At 45.7% G+C, this 25,089-nt stretch carries 28 protein-coding genes, 3 tRNA genes and 1 other RNA gene; 12 read left to right on the top strand and 20 right to left on the bottom strand.

Annotated elements, in window-relative coordinates:
* Window positions 1-7 precede the first annotated feature (7 nt).
* From ndk to rnr, 3 genes are all read right to left on the bottom strand, one after another.
* On the bottom strand, window positions 8-415 hold the full coding sequence (ndk, locus tag BN1209_RS04000) for a nucleoside-diphosphate kinase (RefSeq protein WP_045751060.1): 408 nt from the start codon (window positions 413-415) through the stop codon (window positions 8-10).
* Window positions 416-569: 154 nt separating this feature from the next.
* The gene (rlmB, locus tag BN1209_RS03995) at window positions 570-1,319 is read right to left on the bottom strand and encodes a 23S rRNA (guanosine(2251)-2'-O)-methyltransferase RlmB (RefSeq protein ID WP_045751059.1); all 750 of its coding nucleotides are present in this window, start codon (window positions 1,317-1,319) and stop codon (window positions 570-572) included.
* Window positions 1,320-1,365: 46 nt separating this feature from the next.
* Window positions 1,366-3,711: a ribonuclease R gene (gene rnr, locus BN1209_RS03990; protein ID WP_420885825.1), complete on the bottom strand. Its 2,346-nt coding sequence runs from the start codon at window positions 3,709-3,711 to the stop codon at window positions 1,366-1,368.
* Window positions 3,712-3,899: 188 nt separating this feature from the next.
* Here rnr and BN1209_RS03985 point away from each other — a divergent pair.
* Together BN1209_RS03985 and BN1209_RS03980 are read left to right on the top strand one after the other, a co-directional pair.
* Window positions 3,900-3,984 (top strand) — tRNA-Leu (locus tag BN1209_RS03985).
* Window positions 3,985-4,182: 198 nt separating this feature from the next.
* Window positions 4,183-4,638, top strand: coding sequence for a LexA family protein (locus BN1209_RS03980; protein ID WP_045751058.1), 456 nt, complete (start codon window positions 4,183-4,185; stop codon window positions 4,636-4,638).
* Between the two features lie 7 nt (window positions 4,639-4,645).
* Here BN1209_RS03980 and BN1209_RS03975 read toward each other — a convergent pair.
* Window positions 4,646-4,735: transfer RNA gene (locus BN1209_RS03975), tRNA-Ser, on the bottom strand.
* Window positions 4,736-4,823: 88 nt separating this feature from the next.
* On the opposite strand from BN1209_RS03975, the gene ffs reads away from it, so the two are divergent.
* The 4 genes from ffs to recR all read left to right on the top strand — a co-directional run bounded on the left by ffs (window position 4,824) and on the right by recR (window position 7,876).
* Window positions 4,824-4,920: signal recognition particle sRNA small type (gene ffs, locus BN1209_RS09000), an RNA gene on the top strand.
* A gap of 124 nt (window positions 4,921-5,044) precedes the next feature.
* Window positions 5,045-6,904: a DNA polymerase III subunit gamma/tau gene (gene dnaX / locus BN1209_RS03970; RefSeq protein WP_045751057.1), complete on the top strand. Its 1,860-nt coding sequence runs from the start codon at window positions 5,045-5,047 to the stop codon at window positions 6,902-6,904.
* A gap of 44 nt (window positions 6,905-6,948) precedes the next feature.
* On the top strand, window positions 6,949-7,257 hold the full coding sequence (locus BN1209_RS03965) for a YbaB/EbfC family nucleoid-associated protein (RefSeq protein WP_045751056.1): 309 nt from the start codon (window positions 6,949-6,951) through the stop codon (window positions 7,255-7,257).
* A 22-nt stretch (window positions 7,258-7,279) separates the two neighbouring features.
* On the top strand, window positions 7,280-7,876 hold the full coding sequence (gene recR, locus BN1209_RS03960) for a recombination mediator RecR (protein WP_045751055.1): 597 nt from the start codon (window positions 7,280-7,282) through the stop codon (window positions 7,874-7,876).
* 115 nt (window positions 7,877-7,991) lie between these two features.
* Here the strand turns inward: recR and BN1209_RS03955 are convergent, their stop codons facing one another.
* The 4 genes from BN1209_RS03955 to BN1209_RS03940 form a co-directional block, all read right to left on the bottom strand.
* On the bottom strand, window positions 7,992-8,267 hold the full coding sequence (locus tag BN1209_RS03955; protein WP_045751054.1) for a cupin domain-containing protein: 276 nt from the start codon (window positions 8,265-8,267) through the stop codon (window positions 7,992-7,994).
* Window positions 8,268-8,337: 70 nt separating this feature from the next.
* A tRNA-Ser gene (locus BN1209_RS03950) sits at window positions 8,338-8,427 on the bottom strand.
* 52 nt (window positions 8,428-8,479) lie between these two features.
* Window positions 8,480-9,013, bottom strand: a complete 534-nt coding sequence (gene def / locus BN1209_RS03945; protein ID WP_045751053.1) for a peptide deformylase — start codon at window positions 9,011-9,013, stop codon at window positions 8,480-8,482.
* Entirely contained in the window at window positions 9,003-9,761 is a 759-nt protein-coding gene (locus tag BN1209_RS03940) for an S-methyl-5'-thioinosine phosphorylase (RefSeq protein WP_045751052.1), read from the bottom strand. The genes def and BN1209_RS03940 overlap by 11 nt, the downstream gene beginning before the upstream one ends.
* Window positions 9,762-9,882: 121 nt before the next feature.
* Between BN1209_RS03940 and hpnC the strand changes: the two genes are divergently transcribed.
* From hpnC to BN1209_RS03915, 5 genes are all read left to right on the top strand, one after another.
* Entirely contained in the window at window positions 9,883-10,734 is an 852-nt protein-coding gene (hpnC, locus tag BN1209_RS03935) for a squalene synthase HpnC (RefSeq protein WP_045751051.1), read from the top strand.
* A gap of 15 nt (window positions 10,735-10,749) precedes the next feature.
* Window positions 10,750-11,586, top strand: a complete 837-nt coding sequence (gene hpnD, locus BN1209_RS03930) for a presqualene diphosphate synthase HpnD (protein ID WP_045751050.1) — start codon at window positions 10,750-10,752, stop codon at window positions 11,584-11,586.
* Window positions 11,571-12,860 (top strand): hydroxysqualene dehydroxylase HpnE, encoded by a 1,290-nt coding sequence (gene hpnE, locus BN1209_RS03925; RefSeq protein WP_045751049.1) that lies wholly within the window; start codon window positions 11,571-11,573, stop codon window positions 12,858-12,860. The genes hpnD and hpnE overlap by 16 nt, the downstream gene beginning before the upstream one ends.
* Window positions 12,861-12,901: 41 nt before the next feature.
* Window positions 12,902-13,639: a YciK family oxidoreductase gene (locus BN1209_RS03920; RefSeq protein WP_045751048.1), complete on the top strand. Its 738-nt coding sequence runs from the start codon at window positions 12,902-12,904 to the stop codon at window positions 13,637-13,639.
* Between the two features lie 65 nt (window positions 13,640-13,704).
* Entirely contained in the window at window positions 13,705-14,397 is a 693-nt protein-coding gene (locus BN1209_RS03915; RefSeq protein ID WP_045751950.1) for a hypothetical protein, read from the top strand.
* Between the two features lie 12 nt (window positions 14,398-14,409).
* Here BN1209_RS03915 and radA read toward each other — a convergent pair whose 3' ends face one another.
* The 12 genes from radA to BN1209_RS03855 all read right to left on the bottom strand — a co-directional run bounded on the left by radA (window position 14,410) and on the right by BN1209_RS03855 (window position 24,365).
* Window positions 14,410-15,768 carry a DNA repair protein RadA gene (gene radA / locus BN1209_RS03910; protein ID WP_045751047.1) on the bottom strand — a complete coding sequence of 453 codons (1,359 nt, stop codon included), beginning with the start codon at window positions 15,766-15,768 and terminating at the stop codon, window positions 14,410-14,412.
* Window positions 15,769-16,836, bottom strand: a complete 1,068-nt coding sequence (gene alr / locus BN1209_RS03905) for an alanine racemase (protein WP_045751046.1) — start codon at window positions 16,834-16,836, stop codon at window positions 15,769-15,771.
* 8 nt (window positions 16,837-16,844) lie between these two features.
* Entirely contained in the window at window positions 16,845-18,230 is a 1,386-nt protein-coding gene (dnaB, locus tag BN1209_RS03900) for a replicative DNA helicase (RefSeq protein ID WP_045751045.1), read from the bottom strand.
* A 119-nt stretch (window positions 18,231-18,349) separates the two neighbouring features.
* Window positions 18,350-18,799: a 50S ribosomal protein L9 gene (gene rplI, locus BN1209_RS03895; RefSeq protein ID WP_045751044.1), complete on the bottom strand. Its 450-nt coding sequence runs from the start codon at window positions 18,797-18,799 to the stop codon at window positions 18,350-18,352.
* Between the two features lie 10 nt (window positions 18,800-18,809).
* Window positions 18,810-19,037, bottom strand: a complete 228-nt coding sequence (rpsR, locus tag BN1209_RS03890) for a 30S ribosomal protein S18 (RefSeq protein ID WP_045751043.1) — start codon at window positions 19,035-19,037, stop codon at window positions 18,810-18,812.
* A gap of 39 nt (window positions 19,038-19,076) precedes the next feature.
* Complete coding sequence (gene priB, locus BN1209_RS03885) at window positions 19,077-19,388, bottom strand: primosomal replication protein N (RefSeq protein ID WP_045751042.1); 312 nt, start codon at window positions 19,386-19,388, stop codon at window positions 19,077-19,079.
* Entirely contained in the window at window positions 19,389-19,769 is a 381-nt protein-coding gene (gene rpsF, locus BN1209_RS03880; RefSeq protein WP_045751041.1) for a 30S ribosomal protein S6, read from the bottom strand. It abuts the gene before it with no gap.
* A gap of 126 nt (window positions 19,770-19,895) precedes the next feature.
* Entirely contained in the window at window positions 19,896-20,312 is a 417-nt protein-coding gene (locus tag BN1209_RS03875) for a 4a-hydroxytetrahydrobiopterin dehydratase (RefSeq protein WP_045751040.1), read from the bottom strand.
* A 1-nt stretch (window position 20,313) separates the two neighbouring features.
* Window positions 20,314-20,940: an amino acid kinase family protein gene (locus BN1209_RS03870; protein ID WP_045751039.1), complete on the bottom strand. Its 627-nt coding sequence runs from the start codon at window positions 20,938-20,940 to the stop codon at window positions 20,314-20,316.
* Window positions 20,940-22,346 (bottom strand): aminodeoxychorismate synthase component I, encoded by a 1,407-nt coding sequence (gene pabB / locus BN1209_RS03865; RefSeq protein ID WP_045751038.1) that lies wholly within the window; start codon window positions 22,344-22,346, stop codon window positions 20,940-20,942. The genes BN1209_RS03870 and pabB overlap by 1 nt, the downstream gene beginning before the upstream one ends.
* The gene (locus tag BN1209_RS03860; RefSeq protein WP_045751037.1) at window positions 22,340-23,389 is read right to left on the bottom strand and encodes a hydantoinase/oxoprolinase family protein; all 1,050 of its coding nucleotides are present in this window, start codon (window positions 23,387-23,389) and stop codon (window positions 22,340-22,342) included. The genes pabB and BN1209_RS03860 overlap by 7 nt, the downstream gene beginning before the upstream one ends.
* Window positions 23,367-24,365, bottom strand: a complete 999-nt coding sequence (locus tag BN1209_RS03855) for an ATP-grasp domain-containing protein (RefSeq protein ID WP_045751036.1) — start codon at window positions 24,363-24,365, stop codon at window positions 23,367-23,369. Before BN1209_RS03855 ends, BN1209_RS03860 begins: the two co-directional genes overlap by 23 nt.
* On the opposite strand from BN1209_RS03855, the gene BN1209_RS03850 reads away from it, so the two are divergent.
* The gene (locus BN1209_RS03850; protein WP_045751035.1) at window positions 24,366-25,073 is read left to right on the top strand and encodes a HisA/HisF-related TIM barrel protein; all 708 of its coding nucleotides are present in this window, start codon (window positions 24,366-24,368) and stop codon (window positions 25,071-25,073) included. It begins immediately after the preceding gene.
* The last annotated feature ends 16 nt before the right edge of the window (window positions 25,074-25,089 follow it).

Below are 25,089 nucleotides of genomic sequence, written 5' to 3'. Positions count from 1 at the left end.
ACTACAATTACTTACCGAAGAAGTAAGCGATTTCGATGGCTGCATTTTCAGCAGAGTCAGAACCGTGAACAGCGTTAGCATCAATGCTTTCAGCAAAGTCAGCACGGATAGTGCCAGCAGCTGCATCTTTAGGGTTAGTTGCGCCCATCAAATCACGGTTTTTCAATACAGCGCCTTCGCCTTCAAGCGCTTGAATCATCACTGGACCTGAAATCATGAATTTAACCAAGTCAGCAAAGAAAGGACGCTCTTTGTGAACAGCGTAGAAGCCTTCAGCTTCAGCTTGTGATAATTGCGCCATTTTAGCTGCAACGATTTTCAAACCAGCGTTTTCAAAACGTGTGTAGATTTGACCAATCACGTTTTTAGCAACTGCGTCAGGTTTGATGATAGATAAAGTACGTTCTAAAGCCATAATTACTCCAATAAAATAACACTACAAAACAACAAAAAAACTCTAAATCCAACCGCGATTTAGAAAGAAAAATGGGTTGCAAATCTATAAAGCATAAAGACCGCTAAAATAACATTTTAAGGGTCTTTAATAAAGCTAAAACAGCAAGATTAAGTTACTTCAGGCTTCGTTGGCGACGCACTTCGTAAAGACAAATTCCACTCGCCACAGAAACATTCAGGCTTTCCACACTGCCAAACATTGGAATACTGACTAAAGAATCACACGTTTCTTCAGTTAATCGACGTAAACCTGTACCTTCAGCGCCCAATACCAACGCCACAGGGCCATCGAATTTTGTAGCGAGCAAATCATGCTCAGCCTCTGCTGAAGCCCCAATTACAAACACGCCAGCATCTTGAAGCTCGCGTATCGTGCGAGCTAAGTTAGTCACCGCCAAAAATGGAACCGTTTCAGCTGCACCACAAGCCACCTTACGGACAGTTGCGTTCAAGCCAACTGCCCTATCTTTAGGCGCGATGACCGCATGAACACCCATGGCATCTGCCACACGCAAGCAGGCCCCTAGATTATGTGGATCTTCGACACCATCTAAGATTAAAAAGAATGGCGGCTCCTTTAGGCCAGATTCCAAAATGTCGTAAATATCTTTATAGGGAATTGGCGTATCAACCACGCGCGCAATCACCCCTTGGTGGCGGCCATTCATGCCAGCAAGACCGTCTAAACGCGCCCTATCCACCTCCATTGTGCGAACATTAGCTTGTTCAGCAAGACTTAACAAATCCTTCATGCGGGCATCAATACGGTCACGGTCAATCAAAATCTCTTGAACGCTGGCACCATGTTGACGAAGACGACTTAATACGGCGTGGAAACCAAATAAAATTCTTGCATCACTCATTACTCAAAACCTTTACTTTCTCAATTGTTTTTTACTTACGCTTCACTTACTTTGCTTTTCTTGGTGCGGACTTTGCAGGACGCGCTTTTGATCCTACATTCGGCTTAGATGAAGTGCTACCAGCCTTGTGGCTGCGATTTTTGTTGGTATTAGCATTTTTAGCACGGCTAGATTTTGGTGGGCTGTTTTTATCCCAAGGCGCAGTCACCTTTAAGGTTTTTCTTTCCGGCTGTTTAACTTCAACCTTTGCCGTGGCTTTTTTATCGCCACCTTTGCTTCGGTAACGCTCAGGCAAGATTGAGTCTTCCTCGCTAATCGGCGTGAGTTTATTAGTATCGGCTAAAACAAAGTCAATACGCGATGTTTCTAGGTCAACCCGACTTACTTTAACGCGCAATCGGTCACCTAATCGGTATTTAACCCCTGTCCGCTCGCCCGCCATCTCATGGCGTGCTTTATCAAAATTAAAATAGTCGTTACCTAGCTCGGTGACATGCAACAAGCCTTCGACATAAACACCATCAAGCGCAACAAATAAGCCAAAGCTGGTTACGCCAGCCACAGTACCATCGTAGTCTTCGCCAATCTTATCTTGCATATAGAAGCATTTGAGCCAAGCTTGCACGTCACGTGTGGCATCGTCGGCACGACGCTCGGTCATCGAGCAATGTTGACCTAGTTGATGAAAGTCGCCACCTTGATAACGCTCACCTTTAAGTACCGCTTTAATCGCACGATGAATAATCAAATCTGGGTAACGACGAATGGGTGACGTAAAGTGGGCATAAGCCTCATAAGCCAAGCCGAAGTGACCGACATTGTCAGGGCTATAAACCGCTTGTTGCATAGAGCGTAGCAACACGGTTTGCAGTAACTGTTCATCAGGACGACCTTTAATGCGGGCCAATAGCTTGCCGTAGTCCTTTGCGTGGGGTGTATCACCGCCACCCACGCCAAAGCCAAACTCTCCCATAAAGGTGCGCAAAGCTTCAAGTTTCTCAGGGGTTGGACCTTCGTGAATACGGTAAAGCGCTGGATGCTCATGGGTCTTTAAGAAATCTGCCGCACAAACGTTAGCCACCAACATACACTCTTCAATTAAACGATGTGCATCATTACGTGAAGTAGGCTCAATACGATCAATTTTGCCATTCTCGTTAAACACCATCAGCGTTTCTTGGCTATCAAACTCAATAGCCCCACGCTTTTCACGCACAGCCAATGACAGCTTATAAAAGCTATTTAAGTTCTCTAAATGCGGCACTAACCAAGCATACTCTTTGGCCAATTCACCATCAGGTTGGGTCAAGATTTCATGTACTTTGGTGTAAGTCATGCGGGCTTTTGAGCGCATGACTGAAGGATAGAATTGATAACGTTTGACGACACCAGTGCCATCCACTTGCATATCGCAAACCATACATAAACGCTCAACATCTGGGTTAAGCGAGCAAAGGCCATTAGACAAAGCCTCTGGCAACATTGGAATCACGCGGCGTGGGAAATAAACAGAATTACCCCTGTCGTAAGCATCTTTATCTAATGCATCGCCAGGTTTCACATAAAAACTCACATCGGCAATCGCCACGACAACGCGCCAGCCTTTGCCTTGTGGCTCACAAAATACCGCGTCATCAAAGTCACGCGCAGTTTCACCATCAATGGTGATGAGCGCCATCTCACGCAAATCAATACGCCCTTTGTAATCCTGCGGCTGAACAAAACGAGGATAGTCTTCAGCTTGCTTTACCGAGGCAGGATTAAACTCGTGTGGCAATTGATGCTTACGCAGCGCAATCTCAATCTCCATGCCAGAGTCCGCATAATTACCAAGAACCTCTACCACCTTACCTATCGGCTTAGCATAAGCGGATGGCTGCTCAATCAACTCAACCATCACCACCTGCCCAGCTTTCGCCTGCATATCTTGACCTGGTGGCACTAAAATATCTTGATTGATACGTTTATCTTCTGCCGCAACCAAGGTGACGCCTTGCTCTCGAATTAAACGGCCGACTAGTTTTTTAGTCGCGCGCTCAAGCACCTCAACAATCTTACCCTCTGGACGGCCTTTTCGGTCAAAGCCAGATTGACGCACCATGGCACGATCACCGTGCATGACTTGCGCCATTTCACGAGGCGACAAGAACAAATCATCACCACCATTATCAGGGATTAAAAAACCAAAGCCATCCGCATGGCCTTGAATCTTGCCTGCGATCAAATGGAGCTTTTCAGCGATACATAGGACATTTTTGCGGTTACGCATAATTTGCCCTTCACGCTCCATCGCATTGAGGCGACGGTTAAATATTTCTTTTTCATCCTCACCAATCTCAAGCAGTTCGTATAAATCTTCAACGTGCAAAGGCACGCCCTGATCTGCCATCATTTGGAGAATAAACTCGCGACTAGGTAATGGATTTTCGTAATTTGCAGACTCTCGTTGAGCATGCGGATCCGCTAGTCTTTTTGAGTTTCGCGGTGTTTTTTTATGAGCCAAGGCTTATTGTTCCTATTAGATTACTTCTTAGATTAATTCTTGATTCTCTTACGTTAAAATCTACTTTTCGTAGTATAGCCCAAATGGCGAAATTGGTAGACGCGCATGGTTCAGGTCCATGCGCCTTCGGATGTGGAGGTTCGAGACCTCTTTTGCGCACCAAACTCATCAACACAACATATCATCAAACTTTTTTCTATTGTTATATGGGGCCACAACCCTATAAAGCAAGGCATCCTCACCATATTCTCGTAAGTCGTTTAAATTTTTATTACAAAAGTGATAGACAAAGCTCATTCAAATCCTTAATATTCACTCAACTGTACGAACGTACAACAAAGACAATGAAGGGTGAAAAACATGAATCCATTAAATTTCATTAGCAGCTACAACCGCAAACACACAAACAATGTTGCGGAGATTTATACACGCGCATCTAATAAAAGTGCATACATTCCGCTTTACAATCAAGTAGCATCAGCCAGTGTTACCAGCCCCATGCGTATTGAAGCAAGGCTTAGCGCTGATGAATTGCTAGTGAAAAACCCAATGGCAACCTACTTCGTTCGGGTAAAAGGCGACTCAATGCTTAATGCAGGCATTACAGATGGTGACGTTGTCATTGTGGACCGTTCATTAGAGCCTAGCATGGGTCATATTGTACTGGCAGAGGTCGATGGTGAATTTACTGTGAAGTACTTAGCCCAACAACAATTACTACCTGGCAATATCAACTGCGAAGCGATTAATTTTGCTGACGCTGAAAGAATTGCGATTATCGGCGTAGTAACAGGCTCTATGCGTAGATTTGTGTAAAAAAACCTGGCGGAGAGAGCGAGATTCGAACTCGCGACAGGGATAACCCTGTGCCACCTTTCCAGGGTGGTGACTTAAACCACTCATCCATCTCTCCGAGGTGGCGGATTATAGCGCAACTGGGCGCGCTTATAAATTCATTTTCAGTTCGCCCCAAAATAGCGACTTGATGTAAAATACCATTTGGCGGGCCTCCCCGCATTGTAAGATAGCCAACCTGGTCAGGTCCGGAAGGAAGCAGCCACAACTATTGAGCAAGTGCCGGGGGTTTGGCTCGCCTCCTCTCGTGTGCACAAATTACCCAGATCAAACAAGCAGTTTTATTTGCTTTAGCTATCGCTTTTTTTAGCCGCTTGGTCACAATTTAAGCTAAAGTTATCGCCTTATTTAATGAGCTAGATATTCGATGAGTTACCAGGTTCTCGCGCGGAAATGGCGCCCAAAGTCATTTGAAACACTAATCGGTCAAGAGCATGTGGTTCGTGCCTTGACCAACGCACTTGAACAACAACGCTTGCATCATGCTTATTTACTGACTGGTACCCGTGGCGTTGGTAAAACCACGATTGCCCGCATTCTCGCTAAATCCCTCAACTGTGAAACAGGAATTACAGCCCATCCATGTGGCGCTTGCTCAACTTGTCTAGACATTGATAAAGGACGATTTATTGACCTGATTGAGGTGGATGCCGCCTCAAATACACAGGTCGATAATATGCGTGACCTGCTCGACAACGCGCAATACGCCCCAACGGCTGGCCGCTTCAAAGTGTACATTATCGATGAAGTGCACATGCTCAGCCGAAGCTCGTTTAATGCGATGCTTAAAACACTTGAAGAGCCACCTGCGCACGTTAAGTTTATTCTTGCAACGACAGACCCTCAAAAAATGCCTGTCACCGTGCTTTCACGTTGCTTGCAATTTAATTTACGCCAGATGGCAAGTACGTCGATCACTGAACACTGCCAATCCATTTTAAAGACGGAAAATATTCCTTATGAAGTGCCCGCCTTGCAACTGATTGCGAAAGCAGCTTCGGGCAGTATGCGTGATGCGTTGTCGTTATTAGACCAAGCCATTGCCTATGGAAGCCAAAGCGTGCAAGAAAAAGAAGTGCGCGCCATGCTTGGAGCAATCGACCAAAGTTATTTAATTGAACTCTTAAAAGCGCTGATCCACAACGATGGCGAAGCTTTGATGCGTCAAGCAAGCGCAATGTCTGAGCGGAGTATCGCTTTCGATGGGGCATTAGGTGACCTTGCCAACTTATTACAACAAGTCGCCATGGCGCAAGTCGTACCAAATAGCATCGCTCTAGACTTGCCTGAGCGTCCTGTTTTGCTGGATCTTGCCCAGCAACTCAGCGCAGAAAAAGTACAGCTTTTTTATCAAATCACCTTACTTGGGAGACGCGATATTGGTCTAGCGCCCGATGAATATGCAGGCTTTACGATGACCTTGCTGCGCATGCTGGCGTTTAACCAAAGCGACATCGCACCGCCTGTTGGTAAATCAGCTGCGCAAGCGACAAGCCAATCATCAAACCCGCTTTTAAACCAAGCAACCGCTCATGAGTCACAAAATTCAACACCTAGACCTTCAGCCAGCGCAATGCTTAAAGCGGTTGAGCGCTCAACACAAACCGCTACTTTGGCTGTAAATGAATCTGTGGCGTCTACCCCGTCGACAACCACGCTTGCACCTGAACCAGTGCTACTAGAAGTGCATGCTACTTCGGCTGACATGAAAAGCGCTGCTTTAAGGCCTGAAAACTTATCCAAGCCCTCACAATCTGATGAAACGGCGTTTCCGCTCAACAGCACAACAGTGTCTTTAGACGACGCACCTGAAACGCAAGATTTCGTTACAGACCAAGAAGCGCACCAGATTCAGTTTAATGGCAACTGGCGTAGTCTGGTTGATGCCTTAAAATTAGGCTTGGCACGCACATTGGCTCAAAACTGTGAGCTTGAAAGCTTTGATGAAAATAACATCAATTTAACGGTTCCTGATGGACAAAAACATCTCCTAGACGCCAACTATCAAGATAAGTTAAGTGCTGCAGTGGATCAACACTTCGGTAGAAAAATTAAGCTCAGTCTCAAGGTTGGTGGCACTGGCAATACGCCAGCAAAACAGATCTTTGAAGAGAAAGCGGCTGTTCAATCTGAAGCGGTAAATGCCATCGAACAAGATGACTTTGTGCAAGCGCTGATGAAAGACTTTGGGGCCAACATCATCCCTTCAAGTGTTAAACCAATTTAATCAAAATAATTTACAACTCAATAATTAATATAAGGAAATAAAAAATGATGAAAGGCGGCATGGGCAATTTAATGAAGCAAGCCCAAATGATGCAAGAGAACATGAAACGCGCCCAAGCAGAGCTTGCAACGGTTGAAGTTGAAGGCCTCGCAAGCAACGGCTTGGTGAAGGTACTGATGACATGCCGCAATGAAGTCAAGCGTATCAGCATTGATGACAGCGTCATGGACGATAAAGAAACACTTGAAGACTTAGTGTTAATCGCCATGAAAGACGCATTAAGCAAAGCAGAAAAAACCTCAGAAGCGCGTATGAGCGGCCTCATGCCAGCCGGCATGAAAATGCCTTTCTAACTGAATAACCTAAAGAATCTTCGTGCAAACTCCAGCAAGCTTAGACCAGTTAATTGAAGCCTTACGTTGCCTTCCTGGCGTTGGGCCAAAATCTGCCACACGCATGGCCTACCACCTCCTGCAACGCGACAGAAAAGGGGCCAATACCCTCGCCTCTGCACTAGACACCGCGTTACAAGTCGTTAGCCACTGTCAGCTTTGCAATACTTTTAGCGAACAGCCTATTTGCCCAATGTGCGCTTCAGGCGCACGCGATAGCAGCACGCTTTGCGTGGTCGAAATGCCAACCGACATGATGATGATGGAACAAACGCATGCCTTCCAAGGCATGTATTTTGTGTTGATGGGACGCCTATCGCCACTAGATGGCATTGGACCCAAAGAAATCCATTTAGAGAAACTGCTTAAACGCGCACAAGACGGCTTGGTAAAAGAGGTTATTCTCGCGACCAACTACACCGTCGAAGGTGAAGCCACTGCGCACTACGTGAGCGAGCTGCTGAGCAAGCACGGCGTCAAAATTACCCGTATCGCTCGTGGGATGCCAATGGGAGGTGAAATTGAGCATGTGGATGCTGGCACTTTGGCACAAGCCATGATGGAGCGGCGTGGTCTTTAAGCAAAAGGCCTTAGTAAGCATACTCCACGGGCAAGACCTTTTCGGTCTAAGTTGCCACAATAAAAAAGCCCGTTTTAATGGGCTTTTTTATTGTCATACTATCGCTACTTCTCTATTAGAAGTGCTTGTAGTGTTTCTTAAGTTGCTTGATGACTTCCCATTGTGTTTTTAGGCCTTTTGGAAATTCAACGTAATCGCCTGCTTTAATCGTAACAGTTTCGCCACCTTGTGGTGTCACTGTGAACTCGCCTTCAAGAACGTATGCTTTTTCAGTCATACCGAAATCAAGTGGGAATTTTGATGGTGCGCAATCCCAGATGCTCCATGAAGACACGCCCAATTCTTGCAATTTTTCTTGAGAAGGATTGTGGTCAATAATAATTTGGCTCATTTGTTATCCTAAAGTTAAAACATTAAAAAAATAAAGCCGCAAACATCACATTTGCAGCTTTAAGAATTCTTGGCGGAAGAGGTGAGATTCGAACTCACGGTGGGCGTGAACCCACGACAGTTTTCAAGACTGTAGCATTAAACCGCTCTGCCACTCTTCCGTCTTTATTAGTCGCTAAGTTGCAACCAAGGCGCGCATTATAACACCAGTTTTTAGTCGTCCGCTATATCTGAATCAGGAAAAAGTACGTCTGTGTATCCAAAATTCGTCAAATCTTGAATTCTCATGGGATACAAGATGCCATCTAAATGATCGCATTCGTGCTGAACGACCCGTGCATGAAAGCCGCTCACAAGCCGATCAATCGGTTGGCCGTATTGATCAAAGCCTGTGTAATGTAATCGCGTATAACGCGGCACAATGCCGCGCATGCCTGGCACAGACAAGCACCCTTCCCAACCGTCATCCATTTCTTCGCCAACGGGATTAAGCACCGGATTAATCAGCACGGTAAAAGGCACTTGCTCTGCATCGGGATAGCGTGGATTGCTGCCAACACCAAATATCACAACGCGCAAACTTACACCAATCTGAGGCGCCGCAATGCCAGCGCCGTTCATGTCGGCCATGGTGTCTTGCATATCCTTAATCAGTTCATGCAATTCTGGCGTGTCAAATTGTTCAACAGCTTCAGCCTTTGCAAACAACAAAGGCTCACCCATCCGCAAGACCGTTTTAATCGCCATATAAAGCCACCAACTTTTGAATAATGCCGCGAACACGTCCCATGGTGAGATGAAGCAGGTCACTCATTTCTTCATATTTGATCGCATGCAAACTATCGCCGCGCCCTGCGGCATGATTAGCCACTGGGCATATTGCCGCATAACGTATTTCAAGCTCACGCGCCAAGGCTGCTTCTGGCATACCTGTCATGCCAACCATCGTTGCACCATCTCGGTCAAAACGATTAATTTCAGCAGCAGTTTCAAGCCTTGGCCCTTGAGAAGTTGCATAGACACCACCATCCACCAACTGCTCTCCAACCAAACCCGCTGCTTTTAGGCACAGAGCACGTAATTTCTCATCGTAAGGCAAGGTAAAGTCGATGTGTTTAACTTGATTAAAGCCGTTTTCACTCATGCCATCAAAAAAAGTGCTTTTTCGGCTGTGCGTGTAATCAATTAATTGACTGGGCAATGCAATCGTTCCAGGGCCAAGCGTGTCCGCGATACCACCCACCGTAGCAATCGCCACAATATCTTTGACGCCCTGCGCATGAAGTGCCCAAATATTTGCGCGATAATTAATCATGTGCGGCGCAATGGTGTGTCCATTACCGTGCCTTGGCAAAAACACAACTGGCTTTCCAGCAATTTCTCCGAAAGTCAGAGGGCCAGAAGCTTCACCATAGGGCGTTCGAACAATTTGACGGCGACCAATTTGCAAGTCGGTCAGCGCCGCTAAACCCGTGCCACCAATAATCCCTAACATACGCAACCTTCATCAATTAATGAATAACTTTAATTGTAGCGCAATCCCTAACCCTACTTAGCAATTTTAAAGTCCATTTGATAATTTTATAGCCCCGACTTTTGTGGCATACTTCGAACAAATGAAAATCACTCAATCCCCTGTAAAAGCAAGCCTCAAGCTGACAGCCTCGCATTACGAAAATTTCCCTGTGGCTTCTTTTTTGCTCCCTAAAAGACTACGGGAACCCGTCGCTTTAATTTATGCTTTTGCCAGACAAGCGGATGATTTTGCAGATGAGGGAGACTTACTACCCGAACAAAGAATTGCGCTGATAAACGAATTCAAAGCTGAACTTGATCTCATTGAAAAAAACAAGCAACCCAATACCGAGTTATTCATCGCGTTAAAAGATGCCATTCATCAACATCAGCTGCCCATCAAGCCGTTTTACGACCTGCTTGATGCGTTTAGCCAAGACGTATCTAAAACCCGCTATCAAGACTTTGGTGAAGTCATGAGTTATTGCAGACGCTCTGCAAACCCTGTTGGTAGAATGATGTTGTCTTTATACCAAGCAGATTCGGATGCAAATGTTGGGATGGCGGATGCTCTATGCAGTGCGCTACAGCTGATTAATTTTCTGCAAGACATTGCCATCGACATTCAAAAAAACCGTATTTACTTGCCTCAAGATGAACTAGAAAAATATAAAATTACAGAAGCACAAATAATACGCGGTGACAGCAGTGGCACTTGGAGCCTAATGATGGAGTTTCAAATCAATCGGGCCCGAAAACTTCTTCAAGCAGGCGCCCCGCTTGGCTTGGTGCTTCCTGGTCGCATTGGCCTAGAAATGCGGATGATCATTGCTGGTGGTGAGCGGATATTAAAAAAATTACATCAAGCGCATGGCAATGTATTTGATTACAGACCCAAGCTCACCAAAAAAGATTGGCTGTATATGGCCTATCGCGCCATCAGCAAAAAATAGAGTTGAAATCAAACAATGACCCCTAAAGAGTACTGCCAGGAAAAAGCAGCCAAAAGTGGCTCAAGTTTCTATTACAGTTTTTTGTTTCTCCCAAAAGCCAAAAGAGAGGCAATTACTGCGCTCTATGCTTTTTGCCGAGAAGTAGACGATGTTGTCGATGAGTGCAAAGAAGTCTCCGTTGCCCGCATTAAACTTGCTTGGTGGCGGAACGAAATACATGGCTTATATCTTGGAAATCCACAGCATCCTGTCACCAAAGCCTTAGCCGAGCCCATCAAAACATACCATTTAGATCAAGAGCATTTCATTGAGATCATTGATGGCATGGAAATGGATCTCGATCAAAACCGTTACGCAGATTTTAAGCAGCTTCAACTTTATTGTTATCGTGTGGCCAGCGTCGTGGGTTTATTGTCTGTTCAAATCTTTGGCTTTACTAACCGTAAAACGCTCAAATACGCCCATGACCTTGGCATGGCATTTCAACTGACCAATATCACTCGAGATTTGGGTGAAGATGCGCGTCGCAACCGCATTTACTTGCCCATGGATGAACTAGCCAAATTCAGCGTAAAAGAATCTGACATTCTGCATGGCCACCTATCTGAAAATCTTCAAAAGCTTTTAGATTTTCAAATCGAACGTGCCGAGGGCTTTTACGATCGCGCATTAAAAGCATTACCCGCCGAAGATAAAAAGCAGCAACGCACTGGCTTAATCATGGCAGCGATTTACCGCACCTTACTCCGCGAAATTAAAACAAGTGGTTCACAACAAGTGCTCCATGCACGCATCTCACTCACGCCGCTCAGAAAGCTCTATTTGGCTTGGACAACATGGATGTTTCACTAAAAAAAGTTGTAGTCATCGGTGGTGGCTTAGCGGGATTGAGTGCTGCCAGCAAGCTATCGGGGGCTGGCATTGATGTTACCTTGCTTGAAGCGGCACCTCAGTTAGGCGGACGCGCCCGTGCAGTGGCTTGGAAAGGCCAGTGCCTTGATAACGGGCAGCACATTCTACTAGGTGCATATCAGCAAACACTTCAATTAATGGCCTCCGTTGGCGTTGATGAAAGCTATACTTTGTTGAGATTACCGTTGACGCTGAATATGCACGGCGCATTCACTTTAAAAGCCAAACACTTTCCCGCCCCATTCCATTTATTGTTTGGCCTATTGGCTGCCAACGGCCTAAGTTGGCAGGAGCGATTTGCCGCCATTCGTTTTTTTATTTGGCTCAAAGCTAAATGCTTTAAGCTCACCCAAGATGAATCACTACTAAGTTTACTCATCCGAAAAAAACAGCCTTCGAGGTTGATTAAATGGCTTTGGGAGCCACTATGCTTAGCCGCCCTCAACACACCAATTGCCACAGCAAGCGCACAGACTTATCTGAATGTACTTAAGGATAGTTTTAACCAAAGCAAGACCGATAGCGATCTGCTTTTACCAAAAGTCGATTTATCAGCACTTCTTTCAAAGCCTATCGCTGAACACATTCAGAAAAATGGCGGGAAAATAGGATTAAACACGCCCGTATCTCATATTGAACAAACAGCGAATGGATTTAGGCTTCATATTGCCGACCGAGAATGTTTAGAATTTAGCCATATGGTAATTGCGTGTTCACCCCATCATTTAAATGCAATCACCTCTATGCTTAATATCGCTACAGATACCATCGCATTTGATTACCAGCCAATTTATACCGTCTATATTCAATATCCTAGCCACATCAAATTGCCGAATATCATGACGGGTTTTACCAGGGGCATTGCACAATGGGCTTTTGATAGAGGCCAGCTTTGTGGCCAAGATGGTTTAATCTCGGTCATTATTAGCGCTGAAGGTCATCATCAGCAGCTCTCCCAAGTAGCGCTTGCTTTAGCCGTTATTGAGGAGTTAGCTAATGCATTTCCCGAGCTGCCAAGCCCTACTTGGCATAAAGTAATTGCAGAAAAACGTGCAACTTTTGCTTGTACTGCAGGCTTAAAACGTCCAAAACAGCAAACACATATACAAAATTTATATCTTGCTGGCGACTATACCGAGGGCGACTATCCCGCCACCATAGAAGGTGCGATACGCAGCGGCTTATCTGCTGCCCAATTGATTATCCAATCGTGAGACAATCTCCCAAATTTAATATCGATCAACTCACAAGCGCCATGAAAAACTACCAAGCACCAAACCAACACTTAAAAGACCGTGTCATTATTGTCACTGGCGCAGGCCAGGGCATCGGCCAAACGGCGGCCATTGCATTTGCTAGACAAGGCGCTACGGTGATATTGCTTGGTCGCACGCAATCTAAGCTAGAAGCCACGTATGATGAAATTCAAGCCCAAGGCCTGCCAGAGGCGTTAATTTTTCCGATAGATTTAAAAAAAGCCACTGAAGAGGATTTCAAGGCCATGGCTGAGGGCGTCTATCAACAGCTGGGACGCTTGGATGGCATCTTACATAACGCAACAGATTTTAATAATTTAAGTCCTTTAGAAATTCAAACGATAGATCAGTTTGAAGAGATGTTTCGGGTCAATATCATTGCACCATTTGCGCTTACCAAAGCCTGCCTGCCCTTGTTAGAACGCTCAGAAAGCGCTTCTGTGGTTTTTACCTCTAACAGCTCAGCGCAATCCCCCAAAGCTTACTGGGGTAGCCATGGTATCAGCAAAGCAGCATCGGATTTTATGATGCAAATGTGGGCGCAAGAATTGGAGAGTCATCCGAACATCCGCCTCAACAGTATTGTGCCAGGGCCATTACAAAGCCCTCAGCGCAAAAAAACTCATCCCGGTGAAGTGCATGCGGAACTCGCGACAATGGAGAGCGCAATGCCGCTCTACTTGTATTTAATGGGGGATGACAGTATTGGGATAACAGGCAAAGTAATTCACGTCTAAATGGCTTAGCTCTGTCATTGACCGCCGTCATGGAATTGTCACTTTTTAAATATATGATACCGCGCATGAAAAAACTTTTAGTTTTCCTTCCACTATTACTCACGCAACAAGCCTTTGCTGCTAGACCCTTTGTTACTGATGATGCGCGCTTAACCACGGCAGGTAGCTGCCAACTTGAAGCATGGACGCGCGTCTATCAACATAGCCATGAACTATGGGCACTGCCTGCCTGCAATCCGTGGGGCAACTTTGAACTAACATTCGGCGGCTCTTCAGCAAAAGCAGATGGACAAAGAGCATCATTAGATTCAGCGTTACAAGCAAAGACTTTATTTCGAGCCCTAAAAACTAACGATTGGGGGATTGGCGTTGCGTTCGGAAAAATTAGCCATGACGGCCTTAGCCCGGGACCTAATCAATACGGCAATACCTATGGATACGTGCCTATTTCATGGTCGCTTTGGGATGATGACATCATTTTGCATGCCAACTTTGGCATACTGCATGATAAACAAAGCAAACAAAACAACATGACATGGGGCTTAGGCAGCGAGATTCGGGTAAAACCAAACTTGCTTGGCATTGCTGAAATTTATGGTGACAACAGAAATAACCCATACCTACAAGTTGGCTTCCGCTATTCCGTCATTCCCAATCTATTCCAAATTGATAGTACATATGGCCAGCAGATCAATGGGGATTCGGAATTGAAGTGGATTTCATTTGGGCTGCGTTACACGCCCGAAAAACTTTTTTAATTGGCTGACTGGTTAAAGCTCTCTCACTTTATTGAGGGCTTGCTCCAGCCGCTCCACACCAAATACTTGCATGCCTTTAATCGGCTGCTTAGGCGCATTGGCTTTTGGCACAATGGCATGGGTAAATCCAAGCTTAGCCGCTTCTTTTAAGCGCTCTTGACCACGCTGTACCGGGCGTACTTCTCCAGCTAAACCAACCTCACCAAAAACAATCAGTTTATTGTTTAATGCTTTGTTTTTTAATGATGAAACAATCGACAATAGCACGGCCAAATCCACCGCTGGCTCACTGATTTTGACACCACCCACGGCGTTTACAAACACGTCTTGGTCGAAGCAAGCCACGCCCGCATGGCGATGTAATACTGCAAGCAACATGGCCAAACGATTTTGCTCCAACCCCACACACAATCTTTTAGGATTGGGCGCATGCGCCTCATCCACCAAAGCTTGCACTTCAACTAACAAAGGCCTTGTACCCTCTTGAGTTACTGTAATGCAAGAACCTGCGACTTCTTCAGCGTGATGCGACAAGAATAGCGCAGATGGATTGCTGACTTCACGCAAGCCTTTTTCGGTCATGGCGAATACGCCTAACTCATTCACGGCACCAAAACGGTTTTTGAACGCACGAATCAAACGGAAGCTAGAATTAGGATCGCCCTCAAAATAAAGCACGGTATCAACAATATGCTCAAGCACACGTGGTCCTGCAAGCGCGCCCTCTTTGGTGACATGTCCAACTAATATGACACTAATCCCAAGTTGTTTTGCAGCGCGTGTTAATTGCGCTGAACATTCACGCACCTGTGCCACCGAACCTGGTGCTGACTGCAATGCTTCGGAGTAAACCGTTTGAATGGAGTCAATCACTGCAACATCAGGCTTGTGCGTCTGAAGTGTAGCGACAATTTTTTCAAGATTAATCTCAGCCAGTAAATCAATTGGAGATGCATCTAAACCCAAGCGCTTTGCGCGCATGGCGATTTGCTGCGCTGACTCCTCACCGCTGATATAGAGGGTTTTACTTTTATTACCCAAATGGCAAAGCGTTTGTAGCAATAAGGTTGATTTACCGATACCAGGGTCGCCGCCAATAAGGACAACTCCCCCAGGAACAAGCCCACCGCCCAAGACACGGTCAAACTCGGCAATACCTGTGGCCTGACGTGGCGTTTCAGCTGCTTCAACTTCCTGAAGTTTTTGAATCATGCTGGCTTCAGCTAATGGCGCAAAGCGACTGGCACTTGAAGTTTCAGCAATCGCTTCTACTAAGGTATTCCATGCCATACAACTAGGGCACTGTCCTTGCCATTTAGGTGACTGACCGCCACATTCCGTACAACTATAGACAGTTTTCGCTTTGGCCATTTAGTCCTCGACCTTCATAGAAACACGAGGCGCAACCGCACATAACAACTCATAACTAATTGTTCCTGCCGCTTGAGCAACCTCGTCCACTGAAACCTGGCTCCCCCAAAGCTCAACATGAGCACCCATCTCCGCTTCAGGAATATTCGAAATATCCACATAAAGCATATCCATCGAAACACGCCCCAGCGTCTGCGTCAGCTTGCCAGCAACCGCAACTGGCGTTCCGTTTGGCGCGTGCCGTGGATAACCGTCCGCATAACCACACGCTACGATGCCTACACGCGTTTTTTTAGTTGCAGTAAAGGCTAGCCCATAACCAAGACTTTCACCAGCCTCTAGCGACTGGACGGCAATGATTTGGGAGGTCAATTGCATCACAGGTTTGAGATTAAAGCTGGCCGCTGATTGGCTAGCCATTGGCGACGTGCCATACAGCATAATGCCAGCTCTTACCCATTGCCCATGCGCTGCAGGAAAGCGTAGCAAAGTCGCCGAATTGGCGAGCGAGCTTGGATATTGATGACCCTGGGTCGTCTTGTTAAAAACGTCAAATGGCCCAGCGATACCCGATGCTTCGTCGGCGGTTGCAAAGTGCGTCATCAGAGTCAGATCAGCAACCTTGCCACAAGCCAATAGGCGCGCCATTGCTAATTCAAAATCGATTGGCTTAAAGCCAAGACGGTTCATTCCGGTATTAATCTTGAGGTGAACTGAAATCGGCTTGGCAAGCTTGATTTGTTCAAGCATCTTAATTTGTGCGTCGCAATGCACGACGATGCTGATCGCATGCTCACTGACATGGGTGAGTTCATCTGAAGAAAACACACCTTCAAGCATCAGAATAGTTTGCAAGTAGCCAGCGTTTCTTATGGCAAGCGCTTCGTCTAAACCAAGAATCGCAAATCCATCAGCAGCCTTTAAGCCTCTAATTGCATTAAGCAAGCCATGCCCGTAAGCATTAGCTTTAACAACTGCCATGATCTTCGAATGGGGGGCATGTGATCGAGCAACCGCTAAATTATGTGCTAAGGCGCTGAGACTGATGGAGGCTTGAATAGGACGCATAAGCTTGATTAGTAATCGTCCCCCATATGGGCATTGCCAGATGAGAAGTTCTCAAAACGGGTATGTTGTCCCAAGAACGTCAAGCGCACACGGCCAATTGGACCGTTACGTTGTTTAGCGATAATAATTTCAGCGGTGCCTTTGTCTTCAGAGTCAGGGTTATACACTTCGTCACGATAGATAAACAAAATCAAATCGGCATCTTGCTCAATCGCGCCGGATTCACGTAAATCGGACATGACCGGACGCTTATCCGGACGTTGCTCTACACTTCGGTTTAACTGTGACAAGGCCACTACCGGGACATCAAGCTCTTTAGCGAGCGACTTCAGTGATCGCGAGATTTCAGAAATCTCTGTGGCGCGGTTCTCACTTGCACGGCCTGAGGTGCCTGACATCAATTGCAAGTAATCGACGACGATTAAGCCTAAGCCACCTGTTTGTCGATGCAAACGACGCGCTCTTGCACGGACATCAAATGAACTCAAGCCTGCGCCCTCATCAATAAAGATAGGCGCATCATTAAGCTTACCAAGCGCGGTCGTGAGACGTACCCAATCCTCATCTTCTAAGTTGCCGTTACGCATACGATGTTGATCTAATCGGCCAACAGAGCCAATCATACGCGTGGCAAGCTGGGTTGCACCCATCTCCATGGAGAACACCGCGACTGCTTTTTTGGTGTCTAGCGCAACGTTTTCTGCAATATTGAGCGAGAACGCGGTTTTACCCATCGAAGGACGGCCTGCCACAATAATCAAATCACCAGGCTGGAATCCTGATGTACGCTCATCCAGGTCATCAAAGCCGGTTGGAATGCCAGTAACACTACCTTGATTTTCACGTTGATACAGAAAATCAATACGGTCTGCCACTTGCGGCAGCAAGGTTTGAATATTCACAAAGCCTTGCGATCCACGATTACCACTTTCCGCGATTTGGAAAATTTTAGCTTCTGCTTCATCCAGCAGTTGCTGCGCCTCTCTGCCTTGAGGGTTGTAAGCACTCTCGGCAATGCCGGAACCCACTTCAACCAGCTTGCGCATAATCGAACGTTCACGCACGATTTCTGCATAACGACGGATATTTGCAGCGGTTGGTGTGTTTTGCGCCAAAGCGCCTAAGTAGGCAATGCCGCCCACACTAGATAGCTCAGCAGAGTTCTCAAGCGATTCCGCCACCGTCACAATATCTGCTGGACGGTTTTGCTCAATCAACCTAGCAATATGGGTGTAAATTAAACGATGATCATGACGATAGAAGTCGGCTTGATTGAGCACATCTGCAATCTTATCAAGGGCCTCATTTTCAAGTAACAAGCCGCCGAGCACTGACTGCTCTGCTTCTACCGAATTAGGAGGGAGTTTTAACGATTCTAATGAGTCTTCAGCCATGGCAACATTATAAACTGAAACATGGATGCTTAAGACGGCTAGAAAAACAAAAAACGGGCAATAAAAAAGGCTACCGAGGTAGCCTTTTTTTGGATTAAGCAGTTAGCTTAATGTGTTGCTTATGCTTCACCCAATACTGAAACAGTGATATCAACCACTACGTCATGGTGCAATGCAATACTCACAGCGTGGTCACCAACAGCCTTCAATGGGCCAACTGGTAAACGCACTTCTGATTTAGCGACTTCAAACCCAGCTGCAGTCAATGCTTCAGCGATGTCACCATTGCCAACTGAACCGAATAAACGACCATCAACACCAGCTTTTTGTGTCACTTGCAACAAGTAACCAGCAAGTTTTTCGCCACGTTTAGCTGCTGCTGTTAACAAGTCAGCTTGTTGTTTCTCAAGAATTGCACGACGCTCAGCAAATTCAGCTTTGTTAGCTTCAGTTGCACGTTTTGCTTTACCTTGTGGGATTAAGAAGTTACGACCGTAACCATCTTTCACTTTAACGATATCGCCAAGGTTGCCCAAGTTCACTACTTTTTCTAATAAGATAATTTGCATGGTTTTCCCCTTAGTGCTTATCAGTGTATGGCAACAAAGCTAGGAAACGTGCGCGTTTCACAGCTGATGTCAACTGACGTTGGTATTTTGCTTTAGTCCCAGTAATACGTGCAGGAATAATCTTGCCGTTTTCTGTGATGAAATCTTTTAATAGGTCTACATCTTTGTAATCTACTTCTTTAATGCCCTCTGCTGAAAAACGGCAGTAGCGGCGGCGTTTGAACATATCACGTGCCATGTTAGTAATCCTTTAAATATTTATTTTAGCTATCTATTTTTAAATAGCATCTAATGTATTAATGTGCATGACCAGTTGTGTGCTTTTTAGGCTGCGTTTAGCAAGAAAACCAGAAGCTTTTACAAACTCTCCAACTTTAATGCTTTGTGACTTTTCTGCTAAAGGTCCCATGACCATTGCATTTACATCACATTCAACCCTACGTTGCATCCCTGCTTCAACTTGTTCGGAGAGATGTCGTAATACAAAACTCAACAACGGTATTCCTGCTGGTGTGTAGCGAAGCGTTTCAATTTGAACAACTTCACCATCAATGACTAATAAATTAGTCCCCAGCGTTCTGCGACTCACTTAAGCAGCGGCTGCCTCAGCAGCTGGTGCAGCTTCATCTTTACCCAATACTGATTTAGATTTCTCTTCTTTCATCATTGGTGATGGAGCAACAACAGCGTCTTTAGTCGCCATTGTTAGGTGGCGCAACACAGCATCATTAAATTTAAATGCGTGTTCAAGTTCGTCTAAAACGAATTGATTACATTCAATGTTCATGAGCACGTAATGCGCTTTGTGGATTTTTTGGATTGGGTAAGCCATTTGACGACGACCCCAGTCTTCAAGGCGGTGCATAGCGCCGCCATTTGAAGTCACGAGTGCGCGATAACGTTCGATCATCGCAGGCACTTGCTCGCTTTGGTCCGGATGGACGATAAATACTACTTCATAATGCCGCATGTAAACTCCTTTTGGATTAAAAGGCTCCTGCACAGCGAAACAGTGAGCCAAGGTGGAAAGGTCGCGATTATATAGAAAACCTTGCGAAAATGCTAGTTTCTTTTAAAAATCAATGCACGCGCCGCATTAATCATCATATTTGATATATTTAAATCGCACGTCATCATTAGGTGTACCTTCCAAAGCACTGACCTTGCCCTGCGCCGAAGCTTCTTGAGATGGTTTCCAACTCACCACCGATTCAATCTTGGTCGCCAACTCAAAATCCTTATCCGTAACACCTTTCGCACTGTGCGTGCATAATTTAACCACCACAAAAGCATAAGAAACACTTAAATCAGGATGATGCCAGGCAGCCTCAGCCAAGTGTCCAACGGTATTGACCACCATCAAAGTCGCTTTCCAGCCGCTGGTTTTATATTTGCGGCGTATCCAGCCACCTTCATAAAACCAATGAGGTAAATCAGCGGCAAGTTTAAGCTGAATTTCCGCCTCAGTATAAACGCGCTCTTTAGTGTTTTCTTTATCTACCAAATCGCTCATGTTAACTCCCTGCCACAATCTCAACCCCAATCATCGGACTTGATAGATGGCTAATTGGTTGGTTAATGTTAATAAACTCACTTTTGCCCACTAACCAGGTTTTGAAAGATTTTCCAGTGGCATATGCACCAAAATATAAATCGACAACGCCCTCTGACATCAAGTCTTCAAACTCAATTTTTTCTGTATGACTAGGTGATATCGACTTAACAATTAATAAATGCTCAGCATTAAGCTTAGTTGCCAACCAAGCAGCCAAACTATCAGAAGTCAGATCCCAATTCATAGGCAAATCTTTATCTGCCAACACCATCTCAGATGCCTTCCAAACTATCGCTTTATTTTGTAAGCATAGCTTCGCAATTTCCAGCTCGCTGGAAGCCATGACTAAATCCGCATTCAAGCCTGTCATCAAGGTTGCATATTGGTCCATTGCCACCACCGCCATTTGATGCGCAGTTGCATCATCGATGCCTGTTTTTACTTGTGCATCACGGACAGTATCAGCAAATATTCCACCCCCTGGAACAATCACGACTCTGCCATCTCCAAATTGGGCAAGTGCATCTAACCAACCTTTCAGCGCTGCCGTTCCCATGAGACTGCCACCTAACTTGACCACCCACATTAGGTTTTGTTTGCTTTCAGACTAATATCGCCGCCAAAGTGGGCTATCAAAGCCAACATCGATGAGGCCTTATCAAGTGTTTCGCGGTACTCTTTGTCAAGCTCGGAATCGGCCACTACTCCACCACCCGCATAAAAGCGAATCTCATCATGCGAATAAACTGCGGTCCGAATCACAATATTCGTATCCATATTGCCATCAAAACAAATGTAGCCAATTGAACCGCAATAAAGCCCACGACAATTGGGTTCCAGCTCTTCAATAATTTCCATTGAGCGCAATTTAGGTGCCCCAGTAATTGATCCGCCCGGAAAGCATGCCCGCAGCAAATCAATCGCTGTTTGCTCTTCCGCCAATTTACCCGTCACCGTACTCACTAAATGATGGACATTCGCAAAGCTTTCCAAAGCAAATAACTTATCAGCGCGCACACTGCCCGTTTCGCAGACTTTGCTAATGTCGTTACGCAGCAAATCTACAATCATTAGGTTTTCAGCGCGGTCTTTAGGGCTATTTTGCAAATCATTTGCGTTGCTCGCATCCTCGTCTGCATTGTCTGACCTAGGCCTTGTGCCCTTAATTGGACGCGTTTCGACGTGCTTGCCATGTACCTGCAAAAAGCGCTCTGGCGAAGCAGAGAGCACTTGCAATGACGAATGACCATCATCTAAATTCAAATAACTCATGAAAGGCGCGGGGCTAATGTGACGCAAAGCAAGATAAGCAGACCAAGCGTCACCTGAAGCCTGTGCAGAAAAACGCTGAGCTAAGTTTACTTGGTAACAATCGCCCTCATGAATGTATTGCTTAACCCGATTAAAAGCGGTGCCATATTGGGTGTAATCCATATTGGACTGTAATGCAGAGTTGATTTTAAATTCAGCCCGAAGTGCTGCCTTGAGAGGCGCATCAAATAAGGCGCACAAGCTAGGCCAATCCTGGGCGGTTTTTGAATGCTGACAGTGAGAAACCAAATAAGCGCGTTGCAATTGGTGATCAACCACAACCGCCCAGTCGTAAATACCCACCATCATTTGCGGCACGTTTTCAGCATCTAACGATACCGATGGTAAATGTTCAACTCGGCGGGCTAAGTCATAGGCAAAATAACCAATGGCCCCGCCTTCAAAAGGCAATTCAGTTTTTGCCATTTGGTAAGGCGCAAGCATCTCTTTTAATAGTTGAAATGGGTCACTTGTGCTTGAGTGCTGACCGAGAGCATCGAAAATCACAGTCTGCTCGCCATTTGTCACTAAGCGCACAAAAGGCTTAGCCGACATGATGTCATATCGACCGAACTGACTTGCCGGCTGTCCACTATCTAACAACACCGCCCAAGGCCAATGCGCGATCTTTGCAAATAGCTCGGCACTGTTGGGCTGATAGGGAATTTCGTGTTTTAACATTGCATACCAATAGACAAACTTGCGACAGCAACTGCAGGCAGACAGACACCTGCCCAATGCGCCGCGTCATTGGACGTATTAATCAAAGTCTCAACATCCAAGTAAGGTTTATTCATTTGCTGCGCCAATGCGCGCACCAAAAAGCGCCCTGCTCCCGTACCAATCAAAGGCACCTCTTGATTAATATCCAAATAACTTACCGCTCCTTGTAAGCGCATGAGTTGGGCTTTTCTAAATTCAAATGCAAGTGTTTTCCATGAACTCATGTCCGCATCCTCAACATCATGACCTATCATCCTAGCTAGGCGGCGTCCACTTTCCAGCTCAGTTTTTCCAGTGCCATCGGCAGTATCCACCATATCATCTTCATCTGCTAACTCACCCGTTAAGCGATAAACATCGGCTGTGGTTGCGAAATGCTCTGCCGCGACATTGACCGAGCGCCCATCAAAGCTCACCTTCTGACAAAGCGCCATCAATGGCGTTCGCACCACGCCAGCATATATCAATTCATCAAAGCGCATTCGCTCTGCATCGGTAAAGCCTTGCGAAGCCACTAAGCCATCTTTGATTAAAATTAAATCAGAAGTTGTGCTGCCAATGTCGATCAACAAGGCTTGGCTTATTGATTCGGCAATCAGGCTAGCACTCGCATGCCAATTAGCTGAAGCAATAGAGTCCGCGTAAAAAGATACTTGTGCAGTATCAACAAAACCTTGCTTGGCCGAATAAAAAAGAACCTTGCCATTTAAATGCTCTGCCATGAACTGCGCTATTTGAAGAACGCCAGCATGGCGATTAGGAAAAATATCAACTAACTCTCCTGTCATGGTGACCGCGTGTTGTTGTGGGATGTTTTCCAATTGACCCAGCACTTGAGCCAAAGCCAGCTCCAGCTCAGCCATACCTCGCCACAATGGGCAAGGCACTTGATACACTTTGATCACCACGCCATTAGCCGAGACCAGTGCGGCCTTTAAATGCGCACCTCCAACATCCCAGCCCAGTGTGGCTTCTGATTTAATCTGTGAGGACTGCGGCATTAATTGAAATTTCAACCTTGTGATGAGCTATTGCTGGCATTGTGAACGCCTCATTATAGAACAACTCGAGTAGCAGCTGTGCTGGATTACAGCCACAGGCTTGGTGCAAGGCCACATAAGAAGTTGTCAGTCTAGGGTTTACTTCTAGCACAAAAAAACTATCCTCATGCACGATCAAATCTACCCCAACATAACCAGCCAAACCAGGGATGGCATGAGCAATTTTTTGTGCAAGCACATTAAAATTTTGCGCATATTGAGACAAGCCATTCATTTCGCCACCATGGTATGAAAAATGCTGACCTTTCAACCGAATATCCTGCCGATTACAGCTTAAAAGGTATGCTTGCCCATGTTGACAAAACATAGAAAAACTCGCTGTTTCGCCCACTTGATATGGCTGAACAATATGCGTAGCAAGGCGATCTTTCAGCCATATTCTTAACGCGGACTCATCTTCTATATATGCCATATCATCACAACCAGAACCATCTAGCGGCTTTGCGACATGCGCACCATCCAACGTTGTTGGCAAAGCACTTGCGAGATAAGTATTTAAAGTAGGAATGTCATGCGCAATAAACACCTCATAACTTAACCATTTATTTCCAGCCAACTTCACAGCAGAAGATGAACTACCCAAGACCAACTTACTCAGCTTTTCCGCGAGCATAGTCAGCCTTTCAAGTGACTCATTCGTCTCGGGGGCAATCAACAATACGGCATCGACAGAGGCAATACATTGCTCCCACAGCGCCCAAATATCTTGCTCAACACCCACAACATGCACCAAGTGAGCATTGGTGGGCGAATCTAGACGTGCATCACAAGTGACGACAGTTTCAATCTCTGCAATTTGAGAAAAGTCCCGCAAAGCAGCATCACGCATCAACTCGCCCTCAGCTAGTAAGGACGGCGGCAATGGCTCACGGTATAATCCCCCACCCGTGATAAATTCGCAGATAAAAATTTTCAAATGAACATCATTCCCGTGCTTGATTTAATGAATGGACAGGTCGTTCATGCAAAGCATGGAAATCGACACGAATACTTGCCCATAAAATCAGTACTGACCAACTCAAGCAATCCATTGGACGTCGCTCAAGCCTTACTTGCATTATACCCATTCAAACAACTCTACATTGCCGACCTCAACGCTATCCAAAAGACTGGCCAGCATCAAAAAAATATTCTGGAAATAGCGAATAACTTTCCTCAATTAGAGATTTTGCTTGATGCAGGTTTTGATAACGAAGCGTCGATAAAGTCCTATCAATCTAACAACATTAGACCAGTATTAGGCTCTGAGAGCTTAATCAGCATCGAGCAATATCGAGCATTATCATCCGCATCTCAATATACAGCCATACTGTCTTTAGATTACAAAGATGCTTTATTTCAAGGTAACCAAGCACTCCTAAACGATGCAAGCTTATGGCCTAAAGATCTGATTGTGATGACACTTAACAAAGTTGGCAGCAATACGGGGCCAGACTTAACAAAGCTCTCAGCAATTAAGCAACAGTCTAAGCAATCAAAGATTTATGCGGCTGGCGGTGTGCGCGACAGTGCTGATTTAGAAGTGCTTAAAATGCTAGGAATTGATGGCGTGCTGATTGCGAGCGCACTGCATAACGGGACCCTGAGCGCCAATAGATTAAGTGAATTCTTGAATCATGTTTAAACCATAAAAAAGCCCG

Source organism: Candidatus Methylopumilus turicensis, from assembly GCF_000953015.1.
GTDB lineage: Bacteria > Pseudomonadota > Gammaproteobacteria > Burkholderiales > Methylophilaceae > Methylopumilus_A > Methylopumilus_A turicensis.
The sequence above is the reverse complement of the archived record's forward strand: the minus strand, read 5'-3'. Positions and strand labels throughout refer to the sequence as shown.